This is a genomic window from Novosphingobium sp. KN65.2 (genome assembly GCF_001368935.1).
Lineage (GTDB): Bacteria > Pseudomonadota > Alphaproteobacteria > Sphingomonadales > Sphingomonadaceae > Novosphingobium > Novosphingobium mathurense.
This window is the reverse complement of the sequence record NZ_CCBH010000152.1, coordinates 1-26,729: the sequence shown is the minus strand read 5'-3', so window position 1 is coordinate 26,729 and position 26,729 is coordinate 1. Positions and strand designations below refer to the sequence as shown.

The following is a 26,729-nucleotide window of genomic DNA, read 5'->3' as shown; positions in this document are numbered from 1 at the left end:
GGGCCCAGCGTTTAGCAGGATAGATCGATGGAAGCCTATATTTACGATCATGTGCGCACCCCCCGTGGCAAAGGTCGACCGGACGGCGCGCTGCATGAAATTCCTTCCGTGCAGCTGGCGACGCAACTGCTGCAGGCGGTGCGGGACCGCAATGCGCTCGACACCGCGCTGCTGGACGATGTGATCATCGGCATGGCCCAGCCGGTCGGCGAGCAAGGCGGCGTGCTCGCCCGCGCGGCCGTGCTACAGGCGGGCTATGCCCAGACGGTCGGCGGCCAGCAGATTCACCGCTTCTGCGCCACCGGCCTTGACGCGGTCAACCTGATCTCCGCGCAGATCCATTCGGGCATGATCCAGGCGGGCATCGGCGGCGGCGTCGAATCGATGAGCCGCACTGTCATGGGTTATGACAGTGGCGCCTGGACCGCCGATCCGACCATCGCCTACACCAACCATTATGCGCCACAGGGCATCGGCGCGGACCTGATCGCGACACTGGAAGGATTCAGCCGCGAAGATGTGGACGCCTTCGCGGTCGAAAGCCAGAACCGCGCGGCGCAGGCCTGGGCCGAGGGCCGTTTCAAGGGTGCGATCGTGCCGGTGAAGGACGTGCTGGGCGACGTGATCCTCGATCATGACGAACATCTGCGCCCTGGCACGACGCTGGACAATCTGGCGAAGCTCAAGGCTTCCTTCGAAGGCTTCGGCAAGGCGGGCTTCGAGGCGGTGGTGAAGGACCGTTATCCGGAAATCGAGGAGCTGAACTATGTCCATCATGGCGGCAACAGCTCCGGCATCGTCGACGGCGCGGGTCTCGTCCTGATCGGATCGAAGGAATTCGGGGAAAAGGCGGGCCTCAAGCCGCGTGCCCGCGTGCGCGCCTATGCCAATATCGGATCGGAACCGACCATCATGCTCTCCGCCCCGACGGCGGTCTGCCAGAAGGCGCTGAAGGCCGCAGGCATGGGCAAGGACGACATCGACCTATGGGAACTGAACGAGGCCTTCGCCAGCGTCGTCATGCGTTTCATGAAGGAAATGGACGTGCCGCATGACCGGATGAACGTGAATGGCGGCGCCATCGCCATGGGCCATCCGCTGGGCGCGACCGGCGCGATGCTGGTCGGCACGGTTCTCGACGAACTGGAGCGGCGCGACCTCAATACCGGCGCCATTTCTCTGTGCGCGGCCAACGGCCTGGGCACGGCCTGCATCATCGAGCGCGTCTGAGCGCGAAGCGGAAAGCCAAGAACATGCGACATATGAAGATCGAAAAGGCCGCCGACGGCTTCGCCACCCTCATCCTCGACAATGCGGATGAATCGATGAACATCGTCAACGACGCCTTCATCGCCGACATGGCGGAGGCGACCGCCGCGATTGCCGCCGACGACAGCATCAAGGGCGTGATCCTGACCAGCGCGAAGAAAGCGTTCATGGCGGGCGCGGACCTCAAGCAACTGGTGCGCGGCTACAGCAAGCAGGAGGCCTATGCCTTCTCGCAGAAGGCGACGCAGATGCATCGCGCCATGGAAATGTCCGGCAAGCCCTGGGTCGCGGCTCTGGGTGGGCTTGCGCTGGGCGGCGGTTTCGAACTGGCGCTGGCCTGCCATCACCGCATCCTGGTGGACGATGCCAGGGCGCTGGTCGGCCTGCCCGAAATCAATGTCGGCCTGCTGCCCGGATCGGGCGGCACGGTGCGCCTGGGCATCATCGCGGGCATGAAGGCCGCGCTCGACCTGCTGCTGTCGGGCCGTACGGTCGCGCCCGCCGAAGCGCTCAAGCTCAAGATCGTTGATGAGGTCGTTCCTGCGGACCAGTTGATCGATCGTGCCCGCGCCTGGCTGGCGACCGGACCGGATCCGGTGAAGCCCTGGGACGTCAAGGGCTGGGTGCCCCCGCAGAAGAAGGGCATGACCGTGCCCGAGGACGCGCTGGCCTATACGCTCGCGGCGGCGAACATCGCCAAAAAGGGCTATAACACGCCCGCGCCGCTCGCCATCCTGTCCTGCGTGTTCGAAGGGCTGCAACTGCCGTTCGACAAGGCGCTGACCGTCGAGGGCAAATATTTCGCCAAACTGCTGAGCGATCCGGTCGCCAGCAACATCATCCGTACCAGCTTCATTTCCAAGCAGGCCGCCGAAAAGGGCGCCCGCCGCCCCGCAGGCGTCGCGAAGAGCGAGGTGAAGAAGGTCGGCGTGCTGGGCGCGGGCATGATGGGGGCGGGCATCGCATATGTCTCGGCCAATGCCGGGATAGAGGTCGTGCTGCTCGACCGCGACGTGCCGACCGCGCAGAAGGGCAAGGATTATTCGGCCAAGGTGCAGGGCAAGCTGGTCGAAAAAGGCAAGCTGACCCAGTCCAGGGCGGACGAGGTGCTGGCACGGATCACCCCGACCGACGATTATGCGCTGCTCGATGGCTGCGACATGATTGTCGAGGCGGTGTTCGAGGATATCGGCATCAAGGCCGACACGACCCGCAAGGCGGAGGCGGTGATCCCGGCCGGCGCCTTGTTCGGATCGAACACGTCGACGCTGCCGATTTCCCAGCTGGCGCAGGCATCGAGCCGGCCCGACAAATATATCGGCACCCACTTCTTCTCGCCGGTCGACCGGATGGGTCTGGTCGAGGTGATCCGCGGCAAGCAGACGTCGGACGAGACGCTGGCGCGCACGCTGGACTTCATCGCCCAGCTGCGCAAGACGCCGATCGTGGTGAACGACAGCCGGGGTTTCTACACTAGCCGCGTGTTCCGCATGTTCATCTTCGAAGGTGTGGCGATGGTCGAGGAGGGCATCGAGCCCGCGCGTATCGAGAACGCCGCGAAAGCGGCCGGTTTCCCCACCGGACCGCTGGCGTTGCTCGATGAGGTGACGATGGAACTGCCCGTCAAGATTGTCGACGACGCGGCCGGCACGAAAGGCAACACCTACACGATCGAGCGCGGCCTGCCGGTGTTGCGGAAGATGATCGGCATGGGACGCGGCAGCCGAAAGGCCGGCGGCGGCTTCTATGATTATCCCCAGGGCGCGTCGAAGCATATCTGGAAGGGCCTTGCCGAGCATTTCCCGGTCGCGGCGCGGCAGCCCGATCAGGAGGAGCTGAAGCAGCGTTTCCTCTTCGCGCAGGCGATGGAAACCGCCCGCTGCCTGGAGGAAGGCGTGCTGGAAACGCCGCAGGACGCGGATCTGGGCGCGGTCTATGGCTGGGGTTTCCCGCTTTGGACCGGCGGCACGATCAGCTATATCGACACCGTCGGCATCGAGAATTTCGTGGCGTGGGCGGACGAGCTGGCCTGGAAATATGGCGACCGCTTCCTGCCGTCCGCCTGGCTGCGGGCGAAGGCTGAACGGCGCGAGCCTTTCTATGGCGAAGCCGCGTCCGTCAAGGATCGGGAAATGGCATGAAAAGGCTGATCTTCGAAGCGGAGCATGAACAGTTCCGCGAAAGCGTCATCAAGTTCATGGCTGCCGAAGTGGCGCCGCATGTCGAGCGGTTCCGCGAGCAAGGCATGGTCGACCGGGAACTGTTTCTGAAGGCCGGGGCGCAGGGACTGATCTGCACCTGGGCTGATGAGAAATATGGCGGCGCCGGCATCGACGACTTCCGCTTCGAGCAGATCATCATCGAAGAGAATATGCACCATGGCGACATCGGCTTTTACATCAACCTGCACAATGATCTTGTCGCGCCTTATATAGCCAAGCTCGGCACCGACGAGCAGAAGGACCGCTGGATGCCCGGCATCGTCAGCGGCGAGAAGATCCTGGCCGTGGCGATGACGGAGCCGTCGACCGGATCCGACCTGGCGGGCATCCGCACACGGGCGGAGGATAGGGGCGATCACTGGCTGCTCAATGGGGCAAAGACCTATATCTCCAACGGCATATTGTCTGATCTGGTGGTCGTCGCCGCGCGCACCGACCCCGATGTGAAGCACAGCCTGGGCCTTTTCGTCGTCGAACGGGGGATGGAAGGGTTCGAGCGCGGGCGCAAGCTCGACAAGATGGGCCTCAAGTCCCAGGATACCGCCGAGCTGTTCTTCAACGATGTGAAGGTGCCAAAGGCCAATGTACTGGGCGATCCGGGCCAGGGTTTCGCCTATCTTGCCCGCTTCCTGGCGCAGGAACGGATCGTCGCGGCGATCGGCTTTCTGGCGACGGCGCAGACGGCGTTCGACATCACGCTGGACTTCGTCAAGGAACGCCGCGCCTTCGGCAAACCCATCGGCGCGTTCCAGAATACCCGCTTCAAGATGGCGACGATGCGCGCGGAGCTGGACATGGCGCAGACCTATGTCGACCAGTGCGTGCTTCTGCTCAACGCGGGCGAATTGAAGGCCGAGGATGCCTCTGCTGCGAAGCTGCTGACCAGCGAGTTGGAAGGCCGGGTGATGGACGAATGTGTCCAGTTGCACGGTGGCGCGGGCTATATGAACGAATATCGCATCTGCCGCATGTATACCGATGCGCGGATCAGCCGCATCTTCGCGGGCACGTCGGAGATCATGCGCGAGATCATCGGCCGGTCGCTGGGACTGGATGAGCGCAAGCTTAGTTGACAGGGCGCGCCCAGGCGGGCGAGGGAGAAGTTTGGTTGAAGGTTCTACAGAATAAGGTCGCACTGGTTTCGGGTTCGGGTCGGGGGATCGGCAAGGCGATCGCGCTTAAATTGGCGGGTGCGGGCGCCAGCGTCGTGGTGAATGATCTGGACGCGGTGTTCGCGGACGAGACGGCCGGCGAGATCGAGGCGGCGGGTGGACGCGCGGTCACCTGTATCGGTGACGTAACCGCGCCCGATTTCGCGCAGAAATTCGTCAACGCGGCCATGGATGCCTTCGGCACGATCGACATCGTCATCAACAATGCGGGCTATGCCTGGGATGCGGTGATCCAGAAGACGAGCGATGAACAATGGGCGGCGATGATCGACGTCCACCTGAACGCGCCCTTCCGCATCCTGCGCGCCGCGCAGCCCGTCATTGCGGAAGCGGCCAAGGCGGAAATCGCCGCCACCGGCCGGGCGCAGCGCCGCACCGTCGTCAACATCTCGTCCGTGGCCGGTCTTGGCGGCAATGCGGGGCAGGTCGCCTATGCGGCGGGCAAGATGGGGGTCGTGGGCGTCACCAACACGCTGATGAAGGAATGGGGCCGTTATAATGTCACGGTGAACGCGGTTGCATTCGGTGTCATCATGACGCGCATGACGGCGGGAGAGGCGGGCAAATCCTCCATCACCATGAAAGGCAAGGAGATCAAGGCCGGGGTCAGCCAGGAGATTCTCGACGCGATGGAAAGCGGCATCCCGCTGGGCCGCGCGGGCACACCGGAGGAGGCGGCGGGCGCGGTCTATCTGCTGTGCCTGCCCGAGGCGGATTATATCACCGGCCAGACGATCGTTGCCGGCGGCGGATGGTCGCTTTGAAGGGCCGGCCCTGACCCTCGGTCTCCGTTCGGGCTGAGCCTGTCGAAGGGCTCAGCCCGATCGGGATAGTTTCCGACGGGATTGGGCGATTACTTTATCCGCAACCGACCAAGCCACCATCCACCGGCAGCAGAGTCCCCGTCACATAGCCACCGCCGCGCGAGCAGAGGAAGATGACGGTGCCTGCGATGTCTTCGGGCCTGCCGAGCCGCTTCATCGGGATATGCGACAGCAATGTGGGATCGACGGTGTCTTCTTCACGCATATGGGCGGTCATCTTGGTCGGAAAATAGCCGGGGATGACGGCATTGACCGTGATGTTGCGTGCCGCCAGGTCGCCGGCAAGATCGCGGGTCAGCATGTGGATCGCGGCCTTCGATGCCGCATAGCTATAAGCTTGCAGCTTCTCTGTCTTCACGCCTGCCACCGACCCGATATTGATGATCCGCGCCGGATCGTCGGGGGTGCCCGCCGCGCTGAGTTCGGGCAGCAGTTCCCGCACCAGCGTGAAGGGCGTCTGTACATTGACGCTCATGACGCTGGGCCATGCCTTGTCGGGGAAGCTGTCGATCGCGCCGCCCCAGGTCTTGCCGGCATTATTGACGAGGATATGGCAGGCGCCCAGCGTTTCGCGGAAGTGCGCGGCCAGTTCGACGGCGGCTTCCGGCGTGGACAGGTCGGCGGGTAGCGGCACGCAGCGGCCCAGTGCTGTCATTTCCTCTGCCGACTTTTCACAAATGTCGGCTTTGCGCGAGGTGATGGCCACGGTCGCGCCGACGCGCAGCAACCCTTCGGCGATCATACGGCCGAGGCCCTGAGCGCCGCCCGTGACCAGGGCGACCTTATTGTCCAAACGGAACAGGTCCTGGCTCATTTCTTGTTGGCCTTTCGGCATGAGATGGTCATCGAGGTTCTCCCTGAGTGTCTGCTTTCCTGATGCCGGGATGTCAAAAAAGCGGACCTGTCGGCGGATAGGGTTCCACGCGTCGTTCCATATTTTGCCGCGCCCGAGGCAAAGCTTTCCCTTGCCGAACGGCCTCTCTTGTCTTTATCCTATCCAAAGATAGGAGCGAAAAGCCGCTGTTGCTGGTTGATTGGTCCTCAAAGCCGGGAAACCCGGCGAAAGATAGGAGAGGTCAAATGGCGCTCGTGCCCACGGCGATCGTTGCCCCGCAACCCAGGACGGTTCTGGTAAAACGTACCGCCTTGGACGGGCTGACCCGCAAGGTCGCGGAATCTCGCCTCACCACGATCATTGGGCACGCGGGCAGCGGCAAGACCACGGCAGCTCTCCAATGGTTCGAAAGCCTGAGAAAGGAGGGCCGGCCTGCACTCTGGGTGGCGGTGAGGGCAGGCATCCGCGATCTTCCTTCCTTCCTTCTTGCAGTGAAGGAAGCGGGCAGGGCAGCCGGTCTGGACTGGCCCGCGTTTGACGCGAGCGACGATGTTGACATCTGGCTTGCTCGGCTCGCGGTTCAATATACCGACAAATTGATTCTCATCGTCGATGACGCGCAATTGCTGCCGCCCGATGTCTGGGAATTTCTCAGCGCTCTTGTCGCCGGCGCGCGTGATGCCATCACGACCATTTTGATTTCGCGCGCGGCCATCGCTATCCCGATTTCCCGTATCCGCGCACTCGGTTTCCTGGTGGAAGTGGGCCCGGCCGACCTGCGTTTAGGACCTGAAGAAGCGACCCAGCTGGTATCGCGCGTCGCCGGTATTCCGATCGATGCGGAAGCGATGCGCAAGATCGTCGAGGAAATGGATGGCTGGGCATCCGGACTCGTGATGGCCGGGGAAAATTACCTCTGGCAAAAGGCACGCGGGGGGAACTGGAAGCCGCCTTCGGAAAGCCTGCATGCGGAGCTGACGAGCTATTTTCAGGAGGAGGTCGTCGCCGACCTGCCCGACCGGATCCGCCGCTTCCTGCTCGAAACATCGGTGCTGACGGAACTCACGCCTTCGACTTGCGCGGCGGTCATGGCGGACGAAAGCGCCCGCGAGACCTTGGATATGGTGTATCGTGGCGGCCTGTTTCTGACCGCTGTGGAAGACAAACGGCACAGCTATGTCTATCACCCGCTGTTCCGCAAGATGACCGCGGATTTCATGGCGGAGCGCATGCCCGAACTGGCGGTCGAGCTCCATCGACGCGCCAGTCTTTGTTACGCGGAAAACGGCGATGGCCTCCTGGCGCTACAGCATGCCCAGATGACCAGGGACCGCGAATTCATTGCCGACCGGCTTGATTCCTTGGCGAACAGGATGATCAATGCGGGCTATCTTTATTATATCGATGAACTGGCGACGGACCTGCCCTGGTCGGTGCTGAGCACGCGGCCGATGCTGCTGCTCGCACTGGCATGGCGGCGTACCCGTTCGCTTGCCTATGCGACGGCGGAGCGCTTCATCAACGCGGCCGCTGAAATCGCCGAACGCGAACCCGACAATGTCCTGCTTGGGCATCTGGTTCGGCATCGCCGGCTGGTGCTAGAATCGGCGCGCGACAATCTGCATCTGGTCGAGGCCGATGCAGGGAAATTGCTGCTCGAACTGGGCGATGATCAACCCTATCTTAGCTGCACGCTGGTGGCTCAGCTCATGTCGGCCCGTCGCGAACTGTATCATTTCAATGACATATTGAAGCTTGAAGCTGAAACGAAGCGCGCATTGGCGCGCCCGGGGTCGGAATTTGCCTCGATTGCGCTCAAGGCCACGGTGGCGCCCACGCTGGTGGAACAGGGCAAGACGGCCGTGGCGCGCCAATTCCTTGAAGAAGCGCTGTCCTACGCCGAAGAGCATGTCGGTCGCGGATCGAGCGTTGCCGCGGTGCCGGCGCTTCCGCTGGCGGAACTGCTCTACGATGCGGGAGACCTGGGCCGATCGGCTCAACTGATCGACCAGTATCAGCCGGTCATCCGCCAGTGGGGTCTGGTCGACGAGGTCGCGGCGGGATATATCGTCCGGGCTCGCCTCGCCTGCGCACGGAGCGATATGGCAGAGGCGCTGGCGGGTCTGGAAGAAGCGCATCTCGTTGCCATCGAATGTGGTCTCGACAGGCTGCGGGCGCTGGTCGTTGCCGAACAGGTGCGGGTGCTGGTCAAGACCGGACAGGTTGCCGCGGCCGAGGCGGCGTTGCTGGCCGGCGATATCCGGGTCGATGAGGAACCCGTGCCCACGCTGACGCCCACGAAGAAGAACGAGGCGATCGCGATCGCCTGGATCAGGATAGAGATCCAGCGCCACCATCTCGCGCGGGCGCAGAAGGTGGCGACCCGCTGGTTCGAACTGGCGAAGCGCAACGGCGCGAAGCGATCCATGGTCATATTCTATCTGCTACTGGCGGAAATTGCGGTTCAGCAGGGTGACCGTTTCAAGGCGCGGCGAGCGGTTCGCGGCGCGATCGAGCTTGCCGAACCCTGTGGCTGGATCCGCATCTTCCTGGACGAAGGAGAGGTGATCTGCTCGCTGCTAAGCGAAACCTATGGATGCAAGGCGGATATTGAAACTCCGGCCGATGTCTTCGCATCGCGCATCGTGTCGTTCATCCATGGCGAACCGGTTCTGGAAACCGACGATGAGGATGACGACGTAGCCGACTCCTGCCTGATGTCCGGCATGGCGGACAGGGAAAAAGAGATATTGACGATGGTCGCCGGGGGTTTGCGCAACCGGGAAATCGGTGAACGGCTGGGCCTGACCGAGGGAACGGTAAAATGGTATCTGCAACAGGTCTACGACAAGCTGGGCGTCCGGCGCAGGTCGCAGGCCGCATTGCGGGCCAAGCGGCTGGGTCTGTTCGTGTAAGGGATGGGGCGCCTATCTAAAAGCAGGTTCTCCTCCGCAACCTCTCGCCCATGCAGCATCGCGATCTGCCATGAAGCGAGGATAGCCCGTGACACACTGCGCCCAAGGACCGCTGGCGGGTATCCGCATCATAGAGATTGACGCGATCGGTCCGGTGCCACTGGCGGCGATGATCCTGGCGGACATGGGGGCGGACATCATCCGTGTCGCGCGTGCCGCCAGCGCCGGTGTGGGCGCATGGGAGGATGTGGGCGGCGACATTCTTCACCGTAGTCGCAATGTCGTGCATATGAATTTGAAGGATGAGCGCGACGTTGAAAGCCTGCTCCTGCTGATCGAACAGGCCGACGCGCTGATCGAGGGGTTCCGACCCGGCGTGATGGAGCGGTTGGGCGTGGGGCCGGACGTCTGTCTGCAGCGCAATCCCCGGCTCGTCTATGGTCGCATGACCGGATGGGGCCAGTCGGGTCCGCTCGCTCTGCGCGCCGGGCACGACCTCAACTATCTGTCGATCACCGGCGCGCTTCACGCCATGGGCACCAAAGATTCCCCGCCGCCGGTTCCGCTCAATTTGGTGGGCGACTATGGCGGCGGCGCGATGTTCCTGATCGCAGGGCTGCTGGGGGCGATCCTGTCGGCGCGGCGGACGGGCGAGGGGCAGGTCGTCGATGCCTGTATCAGCGATGGTGCGGCGTCGCTGATGAGTCTCTTCTACGCCTGGGCGCCCAAGGGCCTTTGGCAGGACGCACCCGCCTTGAACCTGCTGGATGGCGCCGCGCCCTTTTACCGCTGCTATCGCTGTGCGGATGGGCGGGACGTGGCCGTGGCTTGTCTGGAACCGCAATTCTTCGCGCAGATGGTGCGAGGACTGGGGCTGGAGGATCGTGGTTACGACCAGAATGACCGCTCCGGTTGGTCCGCGATGGAGGCGGACTTCGCCATGACCTTCGCCACCCGCTCGCGCGATGAATGGGCGGCGCTGTTCGCCGAGAGCGACGCCTGCGTGACGCCGGTTCTGTCCATGACGGAAGCCCCGCTGCATCCCCATAACCGTGCGCGGGAAAGCTTTGTCCAGCGCGGCGGCATCGCACAACCCGCGCCCGCGCCCCGCACTCTGGGCACGCCGCCGTCCATCAGCGAACCGGGGTTGCTATCCATGGCAGAGGCGGCTGCGCGCTGGGGGGCATAAGGCGACCGGCCCCGGTATCTACCCGCGCAACGGCACGTCACGTCGTGGAATTGCGGTGCAAAGGCCGTTCCCTCCTTAGGATAGGCGCGCTGCCACGGGCGCACGCCGTAACAGGGGGTGAAAAAGCGAAGTATTTGATAGGAGCAGCAGGATGTCTGTCGATTTCTATTCCGATTATTCGATGACGATCGATGGTAAGGCCGTGGGCGCTTTGGCCAACTTCGAAGCCTATAATCCCGCGACCGAGGCCGTCATCGCGACCGTGCCCGACGCATCGAAAGCGCAACTGGACGAAGCTGTGGCGTCCGCCAAGGCAGCTTTTCCGGCCTGGAGTTCGCGCCCGATCGAGGAACGTCAGGCGCTGGTGGCGAAGATCGGCGACGTGCTGACCGCCCATGCGGAGGAATTTTCCCGCCTGCTGACGCTGGAACAGGGCAAGGCGAAGGCCGGCGCCGATTGGGAAGTCGGTGGTTCCGCTGCCTGGTGCGGCGGCATCGCGTCCCAGTCGCTCCCCACGACGGTGCTCGAAAAGGATGACGAGCGCATGGTCGAGATGCGCCATGTGCCGCTGGGCGTCATCGGTGCGATCACGCCGTGGAACTTTCCGATCCTGCTGGCGATCTGGAAGATCGCGCCGGCGCTGGTCGCGGGCAACACGATGGTTCTCAAGCCCTCGCCCTACACACCGCTCTGCACGCTAAAGCTGGGCGAACTGCTGCGGGACGTGCTGCCAGCGGGCGTCCTGAACGTTATATCGGGCGGCAACGACCTGGGCGCCTGGATGACCGAACATCCCGGCATCGCCAAGATCGCCTTCACCGGCTCCACCGCCACGGGTAAGAAGGTGATGGCGTCCGCCTCCTCGAACCTCAAGCGCGTGACGCTGGAACTGGGCGGCAACGATCCCGCCATCGTCCTGCCCGACGTCGATCCCAAGCAGATGGCGAAGGAATTGTTCTGGGCCGCGTTCCAGAACAGCGCGCAATTCTGTTGCGCGGCCAAGCGGCTCTACATCCATGACGACATTTATGATGCGCTGCGCGATGAGCTGGTTGCCTATGCGCGCACGGTGAAGGTCGGCGACGGCCTGCAACAGGGCACCGATCTGGGCCCGATCCAGAACAAGATGCAGTTCGAAAAGGTAAAGGATCTGCTGGCCGATGCCAAGGCGAACGGCCTCAACGCCGTATTGGGGGGCGATGTGCCCGAAGGGCGGGGCTATTTCGTGCCCGTCACCATCTACGACAATCCGCCCGAGGATTCGCGTGTCGTCAAGGAAGAAGCGTTCGGTCCGGTGCTACCGCTACTGCGCTTTAACGATATTGACGATGTCGTCGCCCGCGCCAACGATACCGACATGGGCCTGGCCGCGTCGGTCTGGTCGGCGGACGCGGACCTTGCCCGCTCCATCGGCGAGCGGATCGAGGCGGGGGTGATCTGGATCAACGAAATCCACACCTTCTCCCCGCACGCAGCCTTTGGCGGTCATAAACAGTCGGGCATGGGCGTGGAAAACTCGCTGGAGGGGCTTGCCGAATATACCAACACGCAGACCGTGGTAACGCGACGGTCGCCTGTCGTGACGATCGCCTGAGGCGGCCGATGCGGCAGCTGGCCCGGCACGCAAGGGGGGGGCGGGCCATTTTCGTCACAGGACTTCGCGCGTCAATCAGATAGGGCAGAGCGCGGCCTGTCAGCTCGCCGGCACCCTCACCGCCCCTTCTGTCGGGGGGTAGCCCGCCAAGTGTACATCGCGCCGGGCAAAGCGCCAGCGATCCTTGTCCCGCACCAACCACTCATGGAACCGGCGATCGTCCAGCAGAAAGCCGTAGAGGATTATCAGGCGGCGGATATCCGCTTCGTCCGAATGCCGCGTACGGATCTGCTGCTCCCGCACTATTCGACCTTGAGTCCGGAAATGATTTCCAGGAAGCTTCCGTCCGGATCCTTGAAGCAGACCATGGCTAGCGGATCGCGAGTTGGCGTCGTCAGCCACTGGAGCGGCGTCACGAATTCGACATCCATTGCCTTCAGCCGCTCATAAACCGGATCGATATCGTCGACCACGAAGGCGACACGGCAAATCCCGACATTGTTCAGCGTCGGATAGGGTTCGCCATAGGTCGGAGGATCAACGAACTGAACAATGTCCAGAAACGGTTCATGGGGCTCGTCGCCCAGCCGCATGAAGGCCATCCGCACCTTTCGCGTTTCGACTCCGACGACCGCACCAGCGATCGGATCATCATGCGTGAATTCGAAAAATTTGTGCAGGCCAAGCTTTTCATAGAAGGCCACCGACACATCCAGATCGCGAACGCAGATGACGGTATGGGATAGTCGTCCCAGCATATGTCATTCCTCTCCCGTCGCGCATCGCGCGTTATTTTTTCGGTCCCGCACCGCGGGGTCCGGCTTCGGTCAGGAAACCAGTTCTCTCAGCTTGTAGCGAATGATCTTGCCCGATCCGGTGCGGGGAATTTCCGTAACGATATGGATCACCTGCGGCACCTTGTAGGACGACAGGTGCGCCCGGCAATGGTCGATAACCACTGCCTCGTCGAATTCCTTGTCGCGTGGGATGATGAACAGGCCGGGCACTTCACCCAGATGGGCGTGGGGCAAGCCGACCACCGCGCAGTCCAGTACAATGTCGAGCGTCTGCACGACTTCCTCAATTTCGGCCGGCGCGATATTCTGGCCGCCTCGGATGATGAGCTCCTTGATCCGCCCCGTGATCGTCAGGAAGCCGTTGGCGTCCGCACAGGCAAGGTCGCCCGAATGATACCAACCATCGCGCAGGGCCTTGGCGGTTTCCTCCGGCTTGTTCAGATAGCCCGCCATGACACTGGGGCCCCGCACGATCAGTTCGCCTTCCTCGCCCGGTGCGCAGTCCTTCAGGGTGACCGGGTCGACGATGCGCACGGCCAATCCGTGAATCGGCAGGCCGCAGGACCCCATGATCCTTCCGCCAGTGGCGCTGTTCATCGTCACCATCGTTGCGGTTTCGGTGATGCCGTATCCGTCCAGCAGCGGGACGCCGAAGTTCGCTTCAAACTCCGCATTGGCGGTGCCGGCCATGATCGCCCCAGCCGTCACGCAGGCGCGGATACCCGGCAGCGTGACCTGACCGTTTCTGGCGGTGTCGAGCAGATAGTGGAAAATCGTGGGCACGGCGGGGAAGATGGTGAAGTCGCCGGAACCGAGCAGATCGACGGCTTCCCGGGTCGAATATTTTTCCATCAGATGGATGGAGGCGCCTGTCGCCAATATGGAGATGACGGTCAGGTTCAGCGCATAGCTATGGTAGAGCGGCAATGGCGAGAGCAGCTTGTCCTGATCATTCAGGCCCAGGATCGGCGACCAGCAGGCGGCCGTAACCCACAACAGGTTGCGCAGCGATAGCTGCACGCCCTTGGGCTGGCCGGTGGTGCCGGACGTGTAGACGATGAACGCCGTTGCATCGATGTCCAGTGGGTCGCGCGCGGGAGCAGGTGCGGGGCTTTGGCTCCAGTTGTCGAAGGAGGCATCGCCTTCTTCCGCCGGACCTGTCGGTACGACCAGCAGATCGATCTTCGCGGTTGCGGCGATTGTCCTGACAGTCGTGGCGATCGCCGCCGTCGTGATGACGGCGCGGCACTTCGCATCGGTCAGCCGGTAGAGGATTTCGCTCTCGCTGGCCTCGATACTGATCGGCACAGCGATGCCGCCCGCGCGCACGATGCCAAAACAGGATTCGACCCAGTTGACCGAGTTGGGCAGCAGGATCGCCACGCAATCCCCGCTCTGGACACCGTTGTCGGCGAGATGTCCGGCCAGATTGCGGGTCCGGTGTTGCAGGTCGCCATAGGTCACGCCCCGGGTCGCATCCTGATATGCGATTTTGGTCGCGGCCTTGGCCGCCTGTCGACCTAGCAGATCGCCGATCGGCGCAATCAGGTCCAACTGGAACATAGTCTCTCTCCCCGACGGTCGCCGCCCTTTTCGCGGCGGCGACCCCATTTTTCTGTTGTTCAGCCCTTGGCCGCCGCCAGCACCCGACGTTCCATCGTGTAACGATCGGTGACGGCGTGGACCTTGGCGATCTCGCCATTTTCGACATAGGCGATGCCGGTGGCATAGAGCGACGCGCGGGTGCCTTCCTGGCCGGCCAGCGCCGGCAGGCCGCCGGCATAGGCGCCGTCGATGGCAACCTGGAAGGCGACCCGCTTACCCGCCGAGAGAATGTCGACGATCCTGGCGCTTTCATCGCTGAACAGTACGCGGTCGATGGAGGGCGCGACGCCCTCATCGTCCAGACTGCCGATCGCGCTGCGCAGCAGGCCGCCTTTTTCGATCCAGTCAGTGACGATCCGCTCATTTTCGGCGCTCGGCTTTTCGACCGGCACGGTCCAGGGTGCGTAGGCGGCCTGATCGATCGGGTCGGGCAGCTTGCTGTTGAGCTGACGGCGGCGGCCATAATAATCCTGCTCGATCCGGCATTCCGTCAGCCGCTCGCCATTCCAGCGATAAAGGCTGACGCCGTGCCAGGCGGTCGGGGTGTCATATTGCAGGGAATGACCATGTTCGCTGAAGAACATGGCGCAGCGATCACCGTTCGAAAAGAAATCATGCACGGTGAAGCCCAGGCCCGGATAGGCTTTGAACTGACGGTCGGCGGCGGGCTTGTAGGCTTCCTCACGGCCGGTGAAGACGTGCTCGCCCATATAGAATGTATAGTCGTCGGCCATGATCTTGTCGGCGACGCTGAAGTCATGGGTCGCCGTATAGGCGAAGCAGTATCTCTGCATCAATTTGCTTAAGGGGTCCAATTCACATTCCCTTCGTGATTTGAAAAGTCTCGGGTCATTTTCGTGCTGCCGTTGCCAATGAAGCAACGGGCATCTCAACATCGGATGGCATGACGCCGGGGTGGGCGTGCGCGCACCTTTCCGACGATAGGCGACGAGGATCGTCAGCCGCCAGCCATCCGCCGCAACCGCTCCAGCAGCGTCTCGGCAAAGGCGTCATTCTGATCGCCGGTGAACATATGGCCGACACCATGGGCGACCACGACCTCCAGTTGCGGCGTCAGCTTGCGGAACAGGGCGACGCTTTCATCGGTGACGATGCTGGAAAGCTCCGCCCGGACCAGAACAACCGGATCGCGCAGCCGGCGGGCGGCGGCCAGCAGAGCCTCTCCCTCCGATGGCGGATGGAGGAATTCGGGCCTCACCGTCGCCGGGTCCCAGCGCCAGTAGAGCCGCCCGTCCTCGCCCCGGCGCATCGCCGCGAGCAGGCCCGACGTGTCGGCGATCCGTTCGCGGCCCAGGTGACGGGAGAGTGCGTCCGCTGCAGCATCAGCGTTGCGAAATCCATTCATGCTCGCAGCGAAAAAGGCGCGGATTTCATCAACCCCCTTATCGCGCAGCGCTGGGGCGACATCGGCAAGCATGATCAGCGCGACGCGGCCCGGCCTGCGCGATCCGCCGACCAACGCCGATTGTCCGCCGCGCGAAGCGCCGGCAAGTACGACCGGCCCCTCCAGCCGATCGATCAGTGCCTCCACATCGCGCGCATAGGCGTCGAGCAGATAGTCTCCGTCCGTTGCCCAATCGCTCTCGCCGTGCCCGCGCAGATCGACCGCGATCGCCTGGTATCCTGCCGCGCCCAGCAGTTGTGCCGGGCCGCGCCAGGACCGGTGACTCTGCCCGCCGCCGTGAAAGAACAGCACCGGCTGCCCCGATGTTGGGCCATAGATGTCGGCCGCCAGCGACAGGCCGTCGCCGAGCAGGCGCACTTGGTGAAGGGGTGTAGCCCTTTTCATGCGTCCATGATGGCGACCGCTTCCCCGCCGTAACCTACCCAAAGAAAGGTCATAATCCACCCGGGTCCATGGAACGACGAAATTGCTGGCGTCGGATTCGCCGTTCCCACCGATACTCGTCGCAAGATAGGTTTTGGGCGCGGCGGCTCCGATAGATTGGCGTCAAGAGTTTTGAATGGGGGTCGTCCGCGCCCTCGGGAAGGGAAGTGAGGGGTGAACAAGGAGAAAGGTGGTGCTCTGGTTCTGGGCGGCACGGGGGGGCTGGGAAGCGCTATCGTCCGCCGTCTGGCCCAGGATTGGGATCACGTCGACTTCACCTATCGGTCAAGCGAGGCGAAGGCGAAGGCGCTGTGCGAGGAGCTTGGCGGGATCGCCGATGTTGCGTCCCACCGGCTCGATGTCGCCGATGAGCAGACGTTGGCCGAGATCGTCCGGTCCGCCCACGCACGCAGCGGGGCGCTGCGGGCGGTGATCTTTTCCTCCGGCGTCCACATCCCGCAGATTCATGTGTCGAAATTGCAGCCCGGCCAGTGGCATGAGGCCGTGCAGGCGGAACTGATGGGATTCATTGCCCTCGTCCGGCAGGTCCTTCCCGTGTTGCGCGAGACGCGCGGGAGCATCGTCAATATCGGATCGGTCGCGCCGCACTGGTTCGTCGTTGGCGATGCCCTGTCCGCCGTTCCCAAGGCGGGATCGGAAACGCTCTGTCGCGCCGTCGCCAAGGAGGAAGGGCGGTTCGGCGTGCGCGCCAATACGGTCGCGCCCGGCATCATGGAGGTCGGCATCGGCGGCGCGCTGATGAACACGATCTACAGCGACGAAATCTGGCAACAGGCCAGGAAAAATACGCCGCTACGCCGTTTCGGTAGCGGCGAGGATGTCGCCGGCATCACTGCCTTCCTGTGTTCGAGCGAGGCAAGTTTCATTACGGGGCAGACAATCATCGCCGACGGTGGTTTATCTCTGTGACCTCATTCGGGGTGAGCTCTTGCAACTTGGGAGACGGAAAATGACTGATCTGAACACGCTTCTGGCCGAGCGCGCGTGCCAAAGGCTGATGCTGGACTATTGCGAATGTGTCGACACGCGTCAGTTCGAACGGTTGGTGTCGCTGTTCGCGCGGGACGGGGTACTCAACCGCACCGACACGGGCGAGATCAAGGGCCATGCCGCGATCGGCGCCTTCTTCGACAAGCTGACGACCGATCCGCTGATCCATGCGGCGACCAACCTGCTGGTGACTGTCACCGGCCCTGAAACCGCCGAAGCAGTGTCCTATGTCACCGTCTATCGCAGCTATCGCCAGAATGCGACGGGCCAGCCCAAGCTGGAGGCGCCCTATGTCGTCGCGAAATATGTCGACAAGTTCGTGGTCGAGGATGGCGAATGGAAGATTGGCTACCGCGACACAATATTTGCAGCCAAGGAATAAAACATGACTTCTGCGCTGGATCTCCATGCGAGACCCAATACTATCGGCCATTCCATCTTGCAGGCCGCGCAAAAATGGCCTGACCGGACTGCCTTCATCTTGGGCGACCGTCAGGCCAGCCATGCCGAATTCGCGCGCCAGACGATCGCCTGTGCGCGAAACCTGCTGGCGCTGGGGATCCAGCCGGGAGAACATATCGGCATATTGATGCCCAACAGTTGGGAATATGCCATCCTTGTCGGCGCCATCAACATGATCGGCGCCTGTGCGGTCGTTCTCAATGCGCGCTATCGCGGCGAAGACCTGCAATATGTCTTGCGCCACGCAGAAATCACGGAGCTGTTCATTACTGGCGCGGCGCGTCCGCATCTGGACCTTCGCGCGCTGCTGTGTAGTCAGTTCCCGGAACTCGGCAAATGGCGCGCCGGCGAAGAATTGCGTGTGGAGGCTGCACCGCGGCTTCTCAGCGTATTTCACTTTAACGCGCGCGATGAGGACAAGTGGCCGACCGAAGTCGAATTCGAAAAGGGGGGCCTCAACATTTCGAATGAGATGCTGGCCGAGCGTGTTGCGGCGGTTTCGCCCGATGACACCGCGATGATCATCTTCTCATCGGGCACCACGGCGCAGCCCAAGGCGTGCATGATCAGCCATGGCGTGGTCGAGGAGGTGGCGGGGGCGATTGCGGAGCGTCTGGAACTGGCCGAGGAGGATGTTTTCTGGGATCCACTTCCGCTTTATCACCTGTCGTCGCATCTGCCGCTCAACGCCTGCCGCCTGGTGGGCGCGACCTTCGTATGCCAGACTCATTTCCAGGCCGGCCCCGCTCTAGAGGAAATAGCTCGCACCGGGGCGACCATCTGCTATTCGGCTTTCCCGGCGCTGACCGCGGCCATGATCGACCATCGCGATTTCAAGCGCCATAACCTGTCACGCCTGCGCCTGATGATCAATATCGGCGCGCCCGATTTGCTGCGCAAATTTGCCGAAGCCATTCCGCAGGCGACGCAGATCGGTTGCTATGGCCTTACCGAAAGCGGCGGCATCAGCGCTATGGCCAGCCCACACGACACGCTCGACCAGCGGGTCGAACGCGTCGGCAAGCCTCTGCGCACGCATCGCATCCGCATCGTAGACCCGGAAACGCTCGAAGAACTGCCCACCGGCGTAAAGGGCGAAATTCAGATCGCGGGCCCTCTCTTTTCCGGCTATTTCAAGGATGAGGAGCAGACGGCCAAGACGATGCTGCCCGGCGGGTGGCTCCGCAGCGGGGACACCGGCTGGATCGATGAGGATGGCCAACTTGCCTATGGCGGTCGCATCAAGGACATGCTGAAGATCGGCGGCGAGAATGTCGCGGCAGTTGAGGTCGAGGGCTTCCTGTCGCGCCACCCCAAGATCAAGATGGCCCAGATCATCGGCGCGCCGGATGACCGGTTGGTAGAAGTTGTAGCCGCCTATATCGAGCTCAAATTCGGCGAAACCATGTCAGAGGCCGAAGTCATAGAATATTGCGCAGGCAATATCGCGAGCTACAAAGTCCCCCGCTATGTCCGTTTTGTCACCGAATGGCCTATGAGCGCAACCAAAATCCAGAAGTTCAAACTGTCCGAGAGCTTCGTTCCAGATGGGAAGATCGATGTCGGGGCCTATATGGGGAAGAAATAACGACGCGCTCGATAGCATGATTTTCCGGGAAGGTGCATGGAAGGTCAAATAATTGAAAAGGAGCAGGATCGATCATGGAAAAGAGCATATTTTTTTTCAGGAAACATCCTAATAGGACGACTGAGAACTTTGTCCATCACTACATCAACAACCATGCGCCACTGGGGAAAAAGCTGACGCAAGGGCTTCGCGGTTACACCGTCAACATCGTCGATGGTGACGGATTTCCTGCTGCCGTCACAGAGCATTGGGTCGTACCTGATGTCATGCATCTACTGACGCCCGCTCAGGCCTATAAGTCGATGGAGGATTTCCAGCAGGTGCTGGTGGACGACCAGTCACTGTTCAGCGGTTTCGAACTTTATGTCGTCACCGAGGAGAACATCATGGTTGCCGGAACGCCGATCGATTCCGCGCTGGAGCAGCGGACGCCCGGCATCAAGTTGATCCAGACCTTTGCTGACGCTGACAATGTGCCGCCGCCGCATTCCCGCGCATGCAGGGTCGTGGACAATCTGGTCGCCCACCAGCTTGTCATGACCGACAGCTATGACTGGGAAAAGGTGGAATCGGCTGCCCGGATCATCCGCATGTCCTGGTTCCCCGACATGGAGAGCGTGGGTGAGGATACTGGCGACGCATTGTACGCTAGCGAATATTGTTTCATCGGCGCACCATCCTCTTGGGGAGGATCGTGACCATGCGGCCCCATGGATGAAAGGTGAGGTGGGTCGCGTCCTCGCGGTCATATCGCGCTCGGCACATGACGCTGGGGGCTATCTGACCGGTCGGAAGTGTGGTCGGGCAGAAGCCTAACCGGACTGACCCCATATCGCGCCCGCCTCGCCACATTCCCACAGCGTCGTCTCGCGATGCTCATAGATGCGCCATCCGCTTTTCGTCCGTCGGGCGCGGCTGTCATAGCGTCCTCCGACAGTGAAAAGAGGCACCTTGCCGCCGGCAAAATCCGCATCGCGTGGCCAGTGCTGCGCCAGCAGCAGGCAGGAATAGGCCGCGTCATCGCCCTGTATATCGAAGGTGAAATTGGTAAACTGATGCGTACACTGCATCGGTTCCTGCATCTGCGCCCAGAAGATCGAAAACTCGTCCCAACCGCGCATGAGCTGGCCCTCGCCGCCGATCGGATCATAGCGCCAGGTGGCGCCTTCGGTGAAGCAGGAGCGCATCAGGTCCGTGTCGTAAGTATCGACGGCGCGACCATAGCGGACTTTAAGGTCGTAAATCTGCTCTCGATCGGTCAATCCTGAAACAGTCATGGAAGCGCGCTTCCTTCTTCATAACATGATGTGGCGGCCCCAAACCATCTGGCGACAGTTTGGCGACCGCTCCTTTGGTGATCCGGAAATTTCTACACAACCGGCAAGACCGAGACGATCAGGCGTCTCGGAGGCTATCTGCTCGGGAATATTTGCCTCGGCCGAACATGCGATCCCACTGATCTTCGGTCAAAGGATAGCTACTCATGGGGGCCTCCAGATCTATATCACCCATCGCCTTGAATGAGCGATCCACAGCCGGCCGAGCGGCGATCTCTTCCATCCAACGCCCGATATTGGGATAATCGGCGCGATTCATGCCCGTTACCTTGACATAGTGAAGCGTCGGGAAAGTCGCCATATCCGCGATCGTATATTCGTCGCATGCCAGGAAACGGCTTTCGCCGAGACGTTTTTCCACAACGTCATAAAGGCGAAGCACTTCTGTTGCATAGCGATCGTGACCATGCTGCTGGTTCTGAACACGACGGCTGAAATAGACATATTGACCGAACATCGGGCCGATACCCGACATCTGAAACATCAGCCACTGCATGGTGGCATAGCGTTTCTTAAGATCGGTAGGATAGAATGCTCCGTGCTTTTCTGCCAAATAGTAGAGAATTGCGCCAGACTCGGCTAACGGCAGCGGGCTACCGTCAACACCTTCACTATCGATAATCGCTGGAATCCGGCCGTTCGGGTTTACCGCACGAAATTTCGGATCATCCTTGTCGTTGACGATATCAAAATAATTATGCTTATACTCTAGACCTAGTTCCTCCAGAGCAATGACGACCTTCATAACATTGGGCGTGTCGCCACCAAATAGTTCAATCATCCTTTGCTCCTATTATGGCCCGCTTATTGCCGATTTCGGCTTGAGTACCGCTTGACGGTATTGCGCATGCCATATACCTGAACCTATCTTTCAGCTAGTATTCAGTCGTCGATAATCGCGCCCCGTTGTTTGTCGCGCATGACAACACGACCATTCCCGGCATGGACGGTACACAAAAACATCGTGTCAGGCCTGAGCCTAACCACATCTGCGCCGCATAAGCGGGGGAGGGCCATCCGTCCCTCCCGCCTGTCATTTACGCGGCCAAGGCGATCGGTACGCGACGCAGGGCGCGGCGCTCCCCGGCGGGGAAATCGTTGCGTGCATGCTGGAGATGCAGATTGTCCCAGATGATGAGGTCGCCTGCTTCCCATTTGTGCACATAGTCGTCGCCGCGGCTGTCGACATAGTCCAGCAACTGGTCCAGCAGTTCGTCGCTCTCCTTCTTGTCCAGGCCAATGATGTCGGTCGTGAACAGGCGGCTCAGGAACAGCAGTGGCGTGCCGCTTTCGGGGTGATGCCAGACAAGCGGGTGGATGTAGGTGTCGGCATTGTCGCTCAGATGCTCTGCATCTGGCCGCTTGTCTCCGCGATTAACGCTGTAGTCGTAGACGTGCCGGGCCGACAGGTCCTTGATTCTTTCCTTGAGACTGGCCGGCAGGCCCTGATAAGCGGCGGCCGCGTTGAAGAAGCGGGTTTCACCGCCCTGTCGTGGCGCTTCGATCGAATAGAGCGAGATGCCCTTGAGCGGCTTTGCCAGGAACATGTGGTCCGAATGATAGAAAAGCTCGCCATTGGGCAGGCGGCCGTCGGTATGGACGTTGGAGATGTAAGTGAATTGTTTGCCGTCCTTCATCAGCGCATCGCCGCCCGAAATCGGGCCGATTGCCTTGACGATGTTGAGATGCTGGTCCTCGTCCACGCCGGCATTGCGGAAGAGAAGAAAATGATGATTGTCAAACAGAAGCTTGACGGCTTCCTTGCCTTCGGCATCCAGATTGCGCGGGTCAAGGCCAATGATCTCGACGCCGAACGAGGATGAAAGCGGTTTTGCATGAATACTCATCGTCGATCTCCCAAAACTAAGGTGTTCAGATATTCGCCGCGTCGGAAAGCAACAGGCGCAGTTCTCGCTTCAAAATCTTCCCCGACGGATTTTTCGGCAGGCTTTCGACAAAGGCGATGTCCTTGGGGCGTTTGAACGGGGCCATGTCCTTGCAGACGTGCAAAATGTCCTCGCTGGTCGCGGAACTGCCTGTCTTCAATACGACGGCGGCGCAGACCCGCTCCACCCATTTGGCGTCGGGCAGGCCAACCACCGCAACTTCATCCACAGCGGGATGCTTGTAGATGGCTTCTTCCACCTCGCGCGATGCGACATTCTCACCGCCCGAATTGATCATGTCCTTCTTACGGTCGACGATCGTGATATAGCCCTTGTCATCCATCACGCCGAGATCGCCGCTGTGGAACCAGCCCCCCTCGAAGGCCGCTGCGGTCTTTTCTGGGTCGCGATAATAGCGCATCAGGAGTTGCGGAGAGCGATGGACGATCTCGCCCACCGCGCCTTGCGCCACGTCGTGCATGTCGTCGTCGACCACGCGTGTTTCGACGAACAGCACTGGCCGACCGGCGGAAGCGGGCCGCTCCTCATGTTCTTCAGGCCGAAGCGCGGTCGCCAGCGGACCGATCTCGCTCTGGCCATAATAGTTCCAAAAGCGTAGCCAGGGCAGTTGCTCCTGCATCCGATGGATGACCTCTGTCGGCATGATCGAGGCGCCATAATAGCCCTTGCGCAGGGAGGATAATTTCTGCGGATCGAAACCGGGATGACCCAATATGCTGATCCAGACCGTCGGCGGCGCGAAGAAGGAAGTGGCGCCGGCCGTCTGGATCGTTTCGATGACTTCGCCAATGTCGACGCGATCGAGAATGATGTTTTCGCTGCCGAGGAACAAAGACGGTATCAGGAAACAATGAAGCTGGGCGCAATGGTAGAGTGGCAGCGCGTGGACGACGACATCGCTTTCCAGATATTCACCTACGGCGATGCAGCTCAGATATTGATGGACCAGTCCCTGGTCCGAGAGCAACGCACCCTTGGGTGCGGATTCTGTGCCGCTGGTATAGGCGATCTGCGCCGGTCGCGGCAGTTCCGTCGGTTCGCGCTGATCTTCGGCAAAGTCGAAGGGTTGGAACGACTGTGGCGCCCTCAGCGGCAGGCAATCGACGTGCGGACCGGTGGCCGCGACGGCGGCCTGCGCGACGGCTGAAAATTCATCGTCCGTCAACAACAGCCGCGGGGCGCTGTGATTGAGGATATAGGCCACCTCATGTTCCCGCAGCATGAAGTTTATCGGTACGTGGATCGCACCCAGATATTGGACAGCGAGATAGCCGATTGCGTAGGCGTCACTGTTGCGCCCCAGAAATGCGACGCGGTCGCCCGCATGAACGCCCTGACGGGTCAGTTCATCGGCAAAGGCAACCGCGGCCGCAACCAACTGCCCATATGTCCAGCTACGATCAACAAAACGAATAGCCACTGCGCCGGGTGCGCGTCGGGCACTGCGCACGACGCCTCTGAAAATCGCATTCGGTTCCCCGGCCATGTCCACTCCTGTGTCGTTTTTTTAGTGGCTTTTCGTTTTGTTCAAGGTTGGAGACTGGCCCGCTTATGGAACCGGCAGGCCATTCTCGCGGCGGACCGCCATGATGCGCTCATATTCTTCCATGTAGCCCGGACGCGCTTCGGAACATTCCATCTGATAGGTATCAACACGCAGCGGATGGCCGCCGCGCGACGACAGCGTGGCGTACCAGAGCGGCTCGTCCGAATTGTTGCGCATCTGGTGCGAAGCGTGCGGCGGAATGAAGGCAGCATCGAACTTTTCGACATTATAGTCGGCAAATTCCGTCCGCACCTGGCCCTTGCCCTGATAGACCAAGTACCAGCACTCATACGGGCCTTCATTCTCGGGCAGGTGGCTGTGGAAGCCTTCCGACTGGCCGGGCTGGAGGCAGGAAATGCAGAAAATGTTGAACCAGTCCGATGAGTCGCGAACGTCGTAGAACCACCAGGGGCGGTGCGTCGCACCGATTTTGTTCTCGTGCCACTGCACGGGGTAGGTGTCCGCGAAGCGGAAAAGCTTGATTTTGGGGCGCTCGCCTTCCGGCGCAGCCGCGGGATTCTTGGGAGTGATCAGTTCAGGCAAGATTTCTCTCCTATCATCGGTAGCACATATCAAATATTACATGTAATCGGAGGTGAGTCAATCGGGGATCGTTGGCTGCGAGCGTTTCGGCCAGATACGCCATTCATGACCAAGCCGAACGTAGGTTCCAAAGTTCTGATCGGGTATAACAGGCGTTGTGCAAGCGATCCCGACAGTCGATAAGTGCGGTGCAGCCGCCGGCGATTTGAATAAAGCACGGAGAGGATGTCGACTGTTATCTGTCACAATTTTCAATATGGGAGCTAATTCGTGAGTGGACGCAGTATCATTGTAACGGGTGCTTTTGGGGTTTTGGGCCGCGTCGTGGCAGCCGCCTTCGCCAATCAGGGCGACAGGGTCGCGCGAGTCGATTTCGCACCTGTTGCCCCGGACAGCTTTGAGCGGGGCTTGGATTTCGCAGGGATTGATCTGACCGACTCCGCTATGGCTGAGCGCGCGGTGGCTGACGCGGCGGACGCGCACGGCGGCGTAGACGTCCTCGTGAATGTTGCTGGAGGTTTCACCTGGCAGACGGTTGAAGAGGGCGGGGCTGAGGTCTGGGAGAAGATGTTCACCATGAACCTTCGCTCCAACATGACGATCACCAAGGCGGCGCTTCCCATGCTAAAACGCTCGCCCGCAGGCCGGATCGTCAATATCGGGGCTGAGGCAGCCGTCCAGGCGGGCGCGGGCATGGGCGCCTACGCCGCGTCCAAGGCTGGCGTACATCGGTTGACCGAGGCGTTGGCGGCTGAACTGGCGGGCAGCGGCGTCACGGTCAATGCGATACTGCCCAGCATCATCGATACACCGGCCAATCGGGCCGACATGCCGGACGCGGATACTGCACAATGGGTGCAGCCACAGGCGATAGCAGATGTGATCCTGTTCCTTGCCTCGCCTGCGGCTCGTTCGATCAGTGGAGCATTGCTCCCCGTGACGCGCGGCCAGTCCACCTGATTTGACGTCGGCCCGGCAGGAATAATACTCTCCTGGCGTTAGAGATCTTGGCGAGATATTGACATAAAATTACATGTAATATATGAAATCAGGGTGCTATAGGATGTTTTGGCAAGCTTGAGCCGGGCATCTGTTTCTGTCGCATCGCCGTGCGCGTGTAATCTGAACAAGGATGAGGATATTTTCGATATGACAGAGTTGATGGTGGAGGATCGGACAATCGTGGCGCGCGATGTCACGGAGGCAGAGCGCGAATTTTTTTACGAGCATGGCTGGGTCAAGCTGCCGCAGCTCATCAGCGCGGAAGATGCCGAGTTGTTGCGGTCGGAAGCGCAGCGGCTGATGATGGGTGATGCCAACGGTGAACTGCAATCAAATGTCAGTCGCGTCGGCAACGCCGCGGATAAGGGGCTACGCGGTCACCAGATGGCGCAGTTCCACATCTATAACGAACCGTCGAAGGCCAGCGAGGCGTTCCAGCGCCTTTACGATTCCCGCAGTCTGGGTCATGTCGCGGCGCGTTTGATGAGCAATCCGTTCACGGGTCCGCGCAAGGCGCGGCGCATCGGCAACACGCTTTTCGTGAAAGGGCGTCAGGCGTCGACCGGGTCAGGTTCGACGGGCTGGCATCAGGACCGCCCCTATTTTCCGTTCGATCGGGAATCGATGGTGATGCTCTGGCTCGCGCTCGCACCGGTCAGCCCGGAAATGGGCTCGCTGCGTTTCATCGATCGCGGGCACCGGCTGGGCATGATGGGCCGCTACTCACATATCGAGGATCAGGACATGGTGGAAGCCTATCCGGGAATAGAGGAGCAGTGTGGGGTCAGCCCGCCGCTACACCTGAATGCGGGTGACGCGACCATTCACGATGCACTGACGCCACATTCGGCCGGTCCGAACCTTACCGATAATGTCCGCTGGGGTCTCGCAATGACCTATTTTCCCTCGGATGCGCTTTACACTGGCGCGCCGCACCGTTCCTTCGATGGACTGGGTATCGGCGTCAACGAACCGTTCGATCACCCGAATTTCCCGATCATCGGTGAACCCTGAGATACAATAAGGAATGCAAGGACGCGCTCGCTGCATGGCTGGGGGGGG

General features: G+C 61.3%; 23 protein-coding genes. 13 read left to right on the top strand and 10 right to left on the bottom strand.

What is annotated here, in order from left to right:
• Positions 1–27: 27 nt before the first annotated feature.
• From SPHV1_RS11940 to SPHV1_RS11925, 4 genes are read left to right on the top strand one after another with little or no spacing between them, the layout of a single operon-like run.
• Complete coding sequence (locus tag SPHV1_RS11940; RefSeq protein ID WP_054946271.1) at positions 28–1,230, top strand: acetyl-CoA C-acetyltransferase; 1,203 nt, start codon at positions 28–30, stop codon at positions 1,228–1,230.
• Positions 1,231–1,253: 23 nt separating this feature from the next.
• The gene (locus tag SPHV1_RS11935; RefSeq protein WP_197277713.1) at positions 1,254–3,410 is read left to right on the top strand and encodes a 3-hydroxyacyl-CoA dehydrogenase NAD-binding domain-containing protein; all 2,157 of its coding nucleotides are present in this window, start codon (positions 1,254–1,256) and stop codon (positions 3,408–3,410) included.
• Positions 3,407–4,564 (top strand): acyl-CoA dehydrogenase family protein, encoded by a 1,158-nt coding sequence (locus SPHV1_RS11930; RefSeq protein WP_054946269.1) that lies wholly within the window; start codon positions 3,407–3,409, stop codon positions 4,562–4,564. Before SPHV1_RS11935 ends, SPHV1_RS11930 begins: the two co-directional genes overlap by 4 nt.
• A 35-nt stretch (positions 4,565–4,599) precedes the next feature.
• Positions 4,600–5,427: an SDR family NAD(P)-dependent oxidoreductase gene (locus SPHV1_RS11925; RefSeq protein ID WP_054946268.1), complete on the top strand. Its 828-nt coding sequence runs from the start codon at positions 4,600–4,602 to the stop codon at positions 5,425–5,427.
• Between the two features lie 94 nt (positions 5,428–5,521).
• Here SPHV1_RS11925 and SPHV1_RS11920 read toward each other — a convergent pair whose 3' ends face one another.
• Positions 5,522–6,301 carry an SDR family oxidoreductase gene (locus SPHV1_RS11920; protein ID WP_054946267.1) on the bottom strand — a complete coding sequence of 260 codons (780 nt, stop codon included), beginning with the start codon at positions 6,299–6,301 and terminating at the stop codon, positions 5,522–5,524.
• A gap of 266 nt (positions 6,302–6,567) precedes the next feature.
• On the opposite strand from SPHV1_RS11920, the gene SPHV1_RS26045 reads away from it, so the two are divergent.
• From SPHV1_RS26045 to SPHV1_RS11905, 3 genes are all read left to right on the top strand, one after another.
• A complete protein-coding gene (locus tag SPHV1_RS26045) occupies positions 6,568–9,237 on the top strand; it encodes a LuxR C-terminal-related transcriptional regulator (protein WP_082430980.1) in 2,670 nt (889 codons plus the stop codon).
• 88 nt (positions 9,238–9,325) lie between these two features.
• Positions 9,326–10,426, top strand: coding sequence for a CaiB/BaiF CoA-transferase family protein (locus SPHV1_RS11910; RefSeq protein WP_054946266.1), 1,101 nt, complete (start codon positions 9,326–9,328; stop codon positions 10,424–10,426).
• Between the two features lie 151 nt (positions 10,427–10,577).
• Positions 10,578–12,020 carry an aldehyde dehydrogenase family protein gene (locus SPHV1_RS11905; RefSeq protein WP_054946265.1) on the top strand — a complete coding sequence of 481 codons (1,443 nt, stop codon included), beginning with the start codon at positions 10,578–10,580 and terminating at the stop codon, positions 12,018–12,020.
• A gap of 302 nt (positions 12,021–12,322) precedes the next feature.
• Here SPHV1_RS11905 and SPHV1_RS11895 read toward each other — a convergent pair whose 3' ends face one another.
• The 4 genes from SPHV1_RS11895 to SPHV1_RS11880 all read right to left on the bottom strand — a co-directional run bounded on the left by SPHV1_RS11895 (position 12,323) and on the right by SPHV1_RS11880 (position 16,205).
• On the bottom strand, positions 12,323–12,778 hold the full coding sequence (locus tag SPHV1_RS11895) for a VOC family protein (RefSeq protein WP_054946263.1): 456 nt from the start codon (positions 12,776–12,778) through the stop codon (positions 12,323–12,325).
• Positions 12,779–12,847: 69 nt separating this feature from the next.
• Complete coding sequence (locus tag SPHV1_RS11890; protein WP_054946262.1) at positions 12,848–14,380, bottom strand: class I adenylate-forming enzyme family protein; 1,533 nt, start codon at positions 14,378–14,380, stop codon at positions 12,848–12,850.
• A 59-nt stretch (positions 14,381–14,439) separates the two neighbouring features.
• Positions 14,440–15,216: a nuclear transport factor 2 family protein gene (locus tag SPHV1_RS11885; protein WP_054946261.1), complete on the bottom strand. Its 777-nt coding sequence runs from the start codon at positions 15,214–15,216 to the stop codon at positions 14,440–14,442.
• 164 nt (positions 15,217–15,380) lie between these two features.
• Entirely contained in the window at positions 15,381–16,205 is an 825-nt protein-coding gene (locus tag SPHV1_RS11880; protein WP_231634648.1) for an alpha/beta fold hydrolase, read from the bottom strand.
• Positions 16,206–16,445: 240 nt separating this feature from the next.
• Between SPHV1_RS11880 and SPHV1_RS11875 the strand changes: the two genes are divergently transcribed.
• The 4 genes from SPHV1_RS11875 to SPHV1_RS11860 all read left to right on the top strand — a co-directional run bounded on the left by SPHV1_RS11875 (position 16,446) and on the right by SPHV1_RS11860 (position 20,030).
• Positions 16,446–17,201: an SDR family NAD(P)-dependent oxidoreductase gene (locus tag SPHV1_RS11875; protein WP_054946259.1), complete on the top strand. Its 756-nt coding sequence runs from the start codon at positions 16,446–16,448 to the stop codon at positions 17,199–17,201.
• 40 nt (positions 17,202–17,241) lie between these two features.
• Positions 17,242–17,664, top strand: coding sequence for a nuclear transport factor 2 family protein (locus SPHV1_RS11870; protein ID WP_054946258.1), 423 nt, complete (start codon positions 17,242–17,244; stop codon positions 17,662–17,664).
• 3 nt (positions 17,665–17,667) lie between these two features.
• Positions 17,668–19,332, top strand: a complete 1,665-nt coding sequence (locus tag SPHV1_RS11865) for a class I adenylate-forming enzyme family protein (protein ID WP_054946257.1) — start codon at positions 17,668–17,670, stop codon at positions 19,330–19,332.
• A 74-nt stretch (positions 19,333–19,406) separates the two neighbouring features.
• Positions 19,407–20,030: an EthD domain-containing protein gene (locus SPHV1_RS11860; RefSeq protein WP_054946256.1), complete on the top strand. Its 624-nt coding sequence runs from the start codon at positions 19,407–19,409 to the stop codon at positions 20,028–20,030.
• Between the two features lie 114 nt (positions 20,031–20,144).
• Here the strand turns inward: SPHV1_RS11860 and SPHV1_RS11855 are convergent, their stop codons facing one another.
• The 5 genes from SPHV1_RS11855 to SPHV1_RS11835 form a co-directional block, all read right to left on the bottom strand.
• Positions 20,145–20,609 (bottom strand): nuclear transport factor 2 family protein, encoded by a 465-nt coding sequence (locus SPHV1_RS11855; RefSeq protein ID WP_082430978.1) that lies wholly within the window; start codon positions 20,607–20,609, stop codon positions 20,145–20,147.
• A gap of 118 nt (positions 20,610–20,727) precedes the next feature.
• Positions 20,728–21,450: a glutathione S-transferase family protein gene (locus tag SPHV1_RS11850; protein WP_082430977.1), complete on the bottom strand. Its 723-nt coding sequence runs from the start codon at positions 21,448–21,450 to the stop codon at positions 20,728–20,730.
• A 256-nt stretch (positions 21,451–21,706) separates the two neighbouring features.
• Positions 21,707–22,516 (bottom strand): TauD/TfdA family dioxygenase, encoded by an 810-nt coding sequence (locus SPHV1_RS11845; protein ID WP_054946254.1) that lies wholly within the window; start codon positions 22,514–22,516, stop codon positions 21,707–21,709.
• Between the two features lie 25 nt (positions 22,517–22,541).
• A complete protein-coding gene (locus SPHV1_RS11840) occupies positions 22,542–24,062 on the bottom strand; it encodes a fatty acyl-CoA synthetase (protein WP_054946253.1) in 1,521 nt (506 codons plus the stop codon).
• 63 nt (positions 24,063–24,125) lie between these two features.
• Positions 24,126–24,665 (bottom strand): cupin domain-containing protein, encoded by a 540-nt coding sequence (locus SPHV1_RS11835; RefSeq protein ID WP_054946252.1) that lies wholly within the window; start codon positions 24,663–24,665, stop codon positions 24,126–24,128.
• 270 nt (positions 24,666–24,935) lie between these two features.
• On the opposite strand from SPHV1_RS11835, the gene SPHV1_RS11830 reads away from it, so the two are divergent.
• Positions 24,936–25,625: an SDR family NAD(P)-dependent oxidoreductase gene (locus SPHV1_RS11830; protein ID WP_054946251.1), complete on the top strand. Its 690-nt coding sequence runs from the start codon at positions 24,936–24,938 to the stop codon at positions 25,623–25,625.
• Between the two features lie 117 nt (positions 25,626–25,742).
• A complete protein-coding gene (locus SPHV1_RS11825) occupies positions 25,743–26,681 on the top strand; it encodes a phytanoyl-CoA dioxygenase family protein (protein WP_197277712.1) in 939 nt (312 codons plus the stop codon).
• Positions 26,682–26,729 lie beyond the last annotated feature (48 nt).

Excerpts from the sequence above, each read along its gene's own strand:
- SPHV1_RS11940 (WP_054946271.1), top strand. The coding sequence starts at position 28 with ATGGAAGCCTATATTTACGATCATGTGCGCACCCCCCGTGGCAAAGGT.
- SPHV1_RS11935 (WP_197277713.1), top strand. The coding sequence starts at position 1,254 with ATGCGACATATGAAGATCGAAAAGGCCGCCGACGGCTTCGCCACCCTC.
- SPHV1_RS11930 (WP_054946269.1), top strand. The coding sequence starts at position 3,407 with ATGAAAAGGCTGATCTTCGAAGCGGAGCATGAACAGTTCCGCGAAAGC.
- SPHV1_RS11920 (WP_054946267.1), bottom strand. The coding sequence starts at position 6,301 with ATGAGCCAGGACCTGTTCCGTTTGGACAATAAGGTCGCCCTGGTCACG.
- SPHV1_RS26045 (WP_082430980.1), top strand. The coding sequence starts at position 6,568 with ATGGCGCTCGTGCCCACGGCGATCGTTGCCCCGCAACCCAGGACGGTT.
- SPHV1_RS11905 (WP_054946265.1), top strand. The coding sequence starts at position 10,578 with ATGTCTGTCGATTTCTATTCCGATTATTCGATGACGATCGATGGTAAG.
- SPHV1_RS11895 (WP_054946263.1), bottom strand. The coding sequence starts at position 12,778 with ATGCTGGGACGACTATCCCATACCGTCATCTGCGTTCGCGATCTGGAT.
- SPHV1_RS11890 (WP_054946262.1), bottom strand. The coding sequence starts at position 14,380 with ATGTTCCAGTTGGACCTGATTGCGCCGATCGGCGATCTGCTAGGTCGA.
- SPHV1_RS11885 (WP_054946261.1), bottom strand. The coding sequence starts at position 15,216 with ATGCAGAGATACTGCTTCGCCTATACGGCGACCCATGACTTCAGCGTC.
- SPHV1_RS11870 (WP_054946258.1), top strand. The coding sequence starts at position 17,242 with ATGACTGATCTGAACACGCTTCTGGCCGAGCGCGCGTGCCAAAGGCTG.
- SPHV1_RS11865 (WP_054946257.1), top strand. The coding sequence starts at position 17,668 with ATGACTTCTGCGCTGGATCTCCATGCGAGACCCAATACTATCGGCCAT.
- SPHV1_RS11860 (WP_054946256.1), top strand. The coding sequence starts at position 19,407 with ATGGAAAAGAGCATATTTTTTTTCAGGAAACATCCTAATAGGACGACT.
- SPHV1_RS11855 (WP_082430978.1), bottom strand. The coding sequence starts at position 20,609 with ATGACTGTTTCAGGATTGACCGATCGAGAGCAGATTTACGACCTTAAA.
- SPHV1_RS11850 (WP_082430977.1), bottom strand. The coding sequence starts at position 21,450 with ATGATTGAACTATTTGGTGGCGACACGCCCAATGTTATGAAGGTCGTC.
- SPHV1_RS11845 (WP_054946254.1), bottom strand. The coding sequence starts at position 22,516 with ATGAGTATTCATGCAAAACCGCTTTCATCCTCGTTCGGCGTCGAGATC.
- SPHV1_RS11840 (WP_054946253.1), bottom strand. The coding sequence starts at position 24,062 with ATGGCCGGGGAACCGAATGCGATTTTCAGAGGCGTCGTGCGCAGTGCC.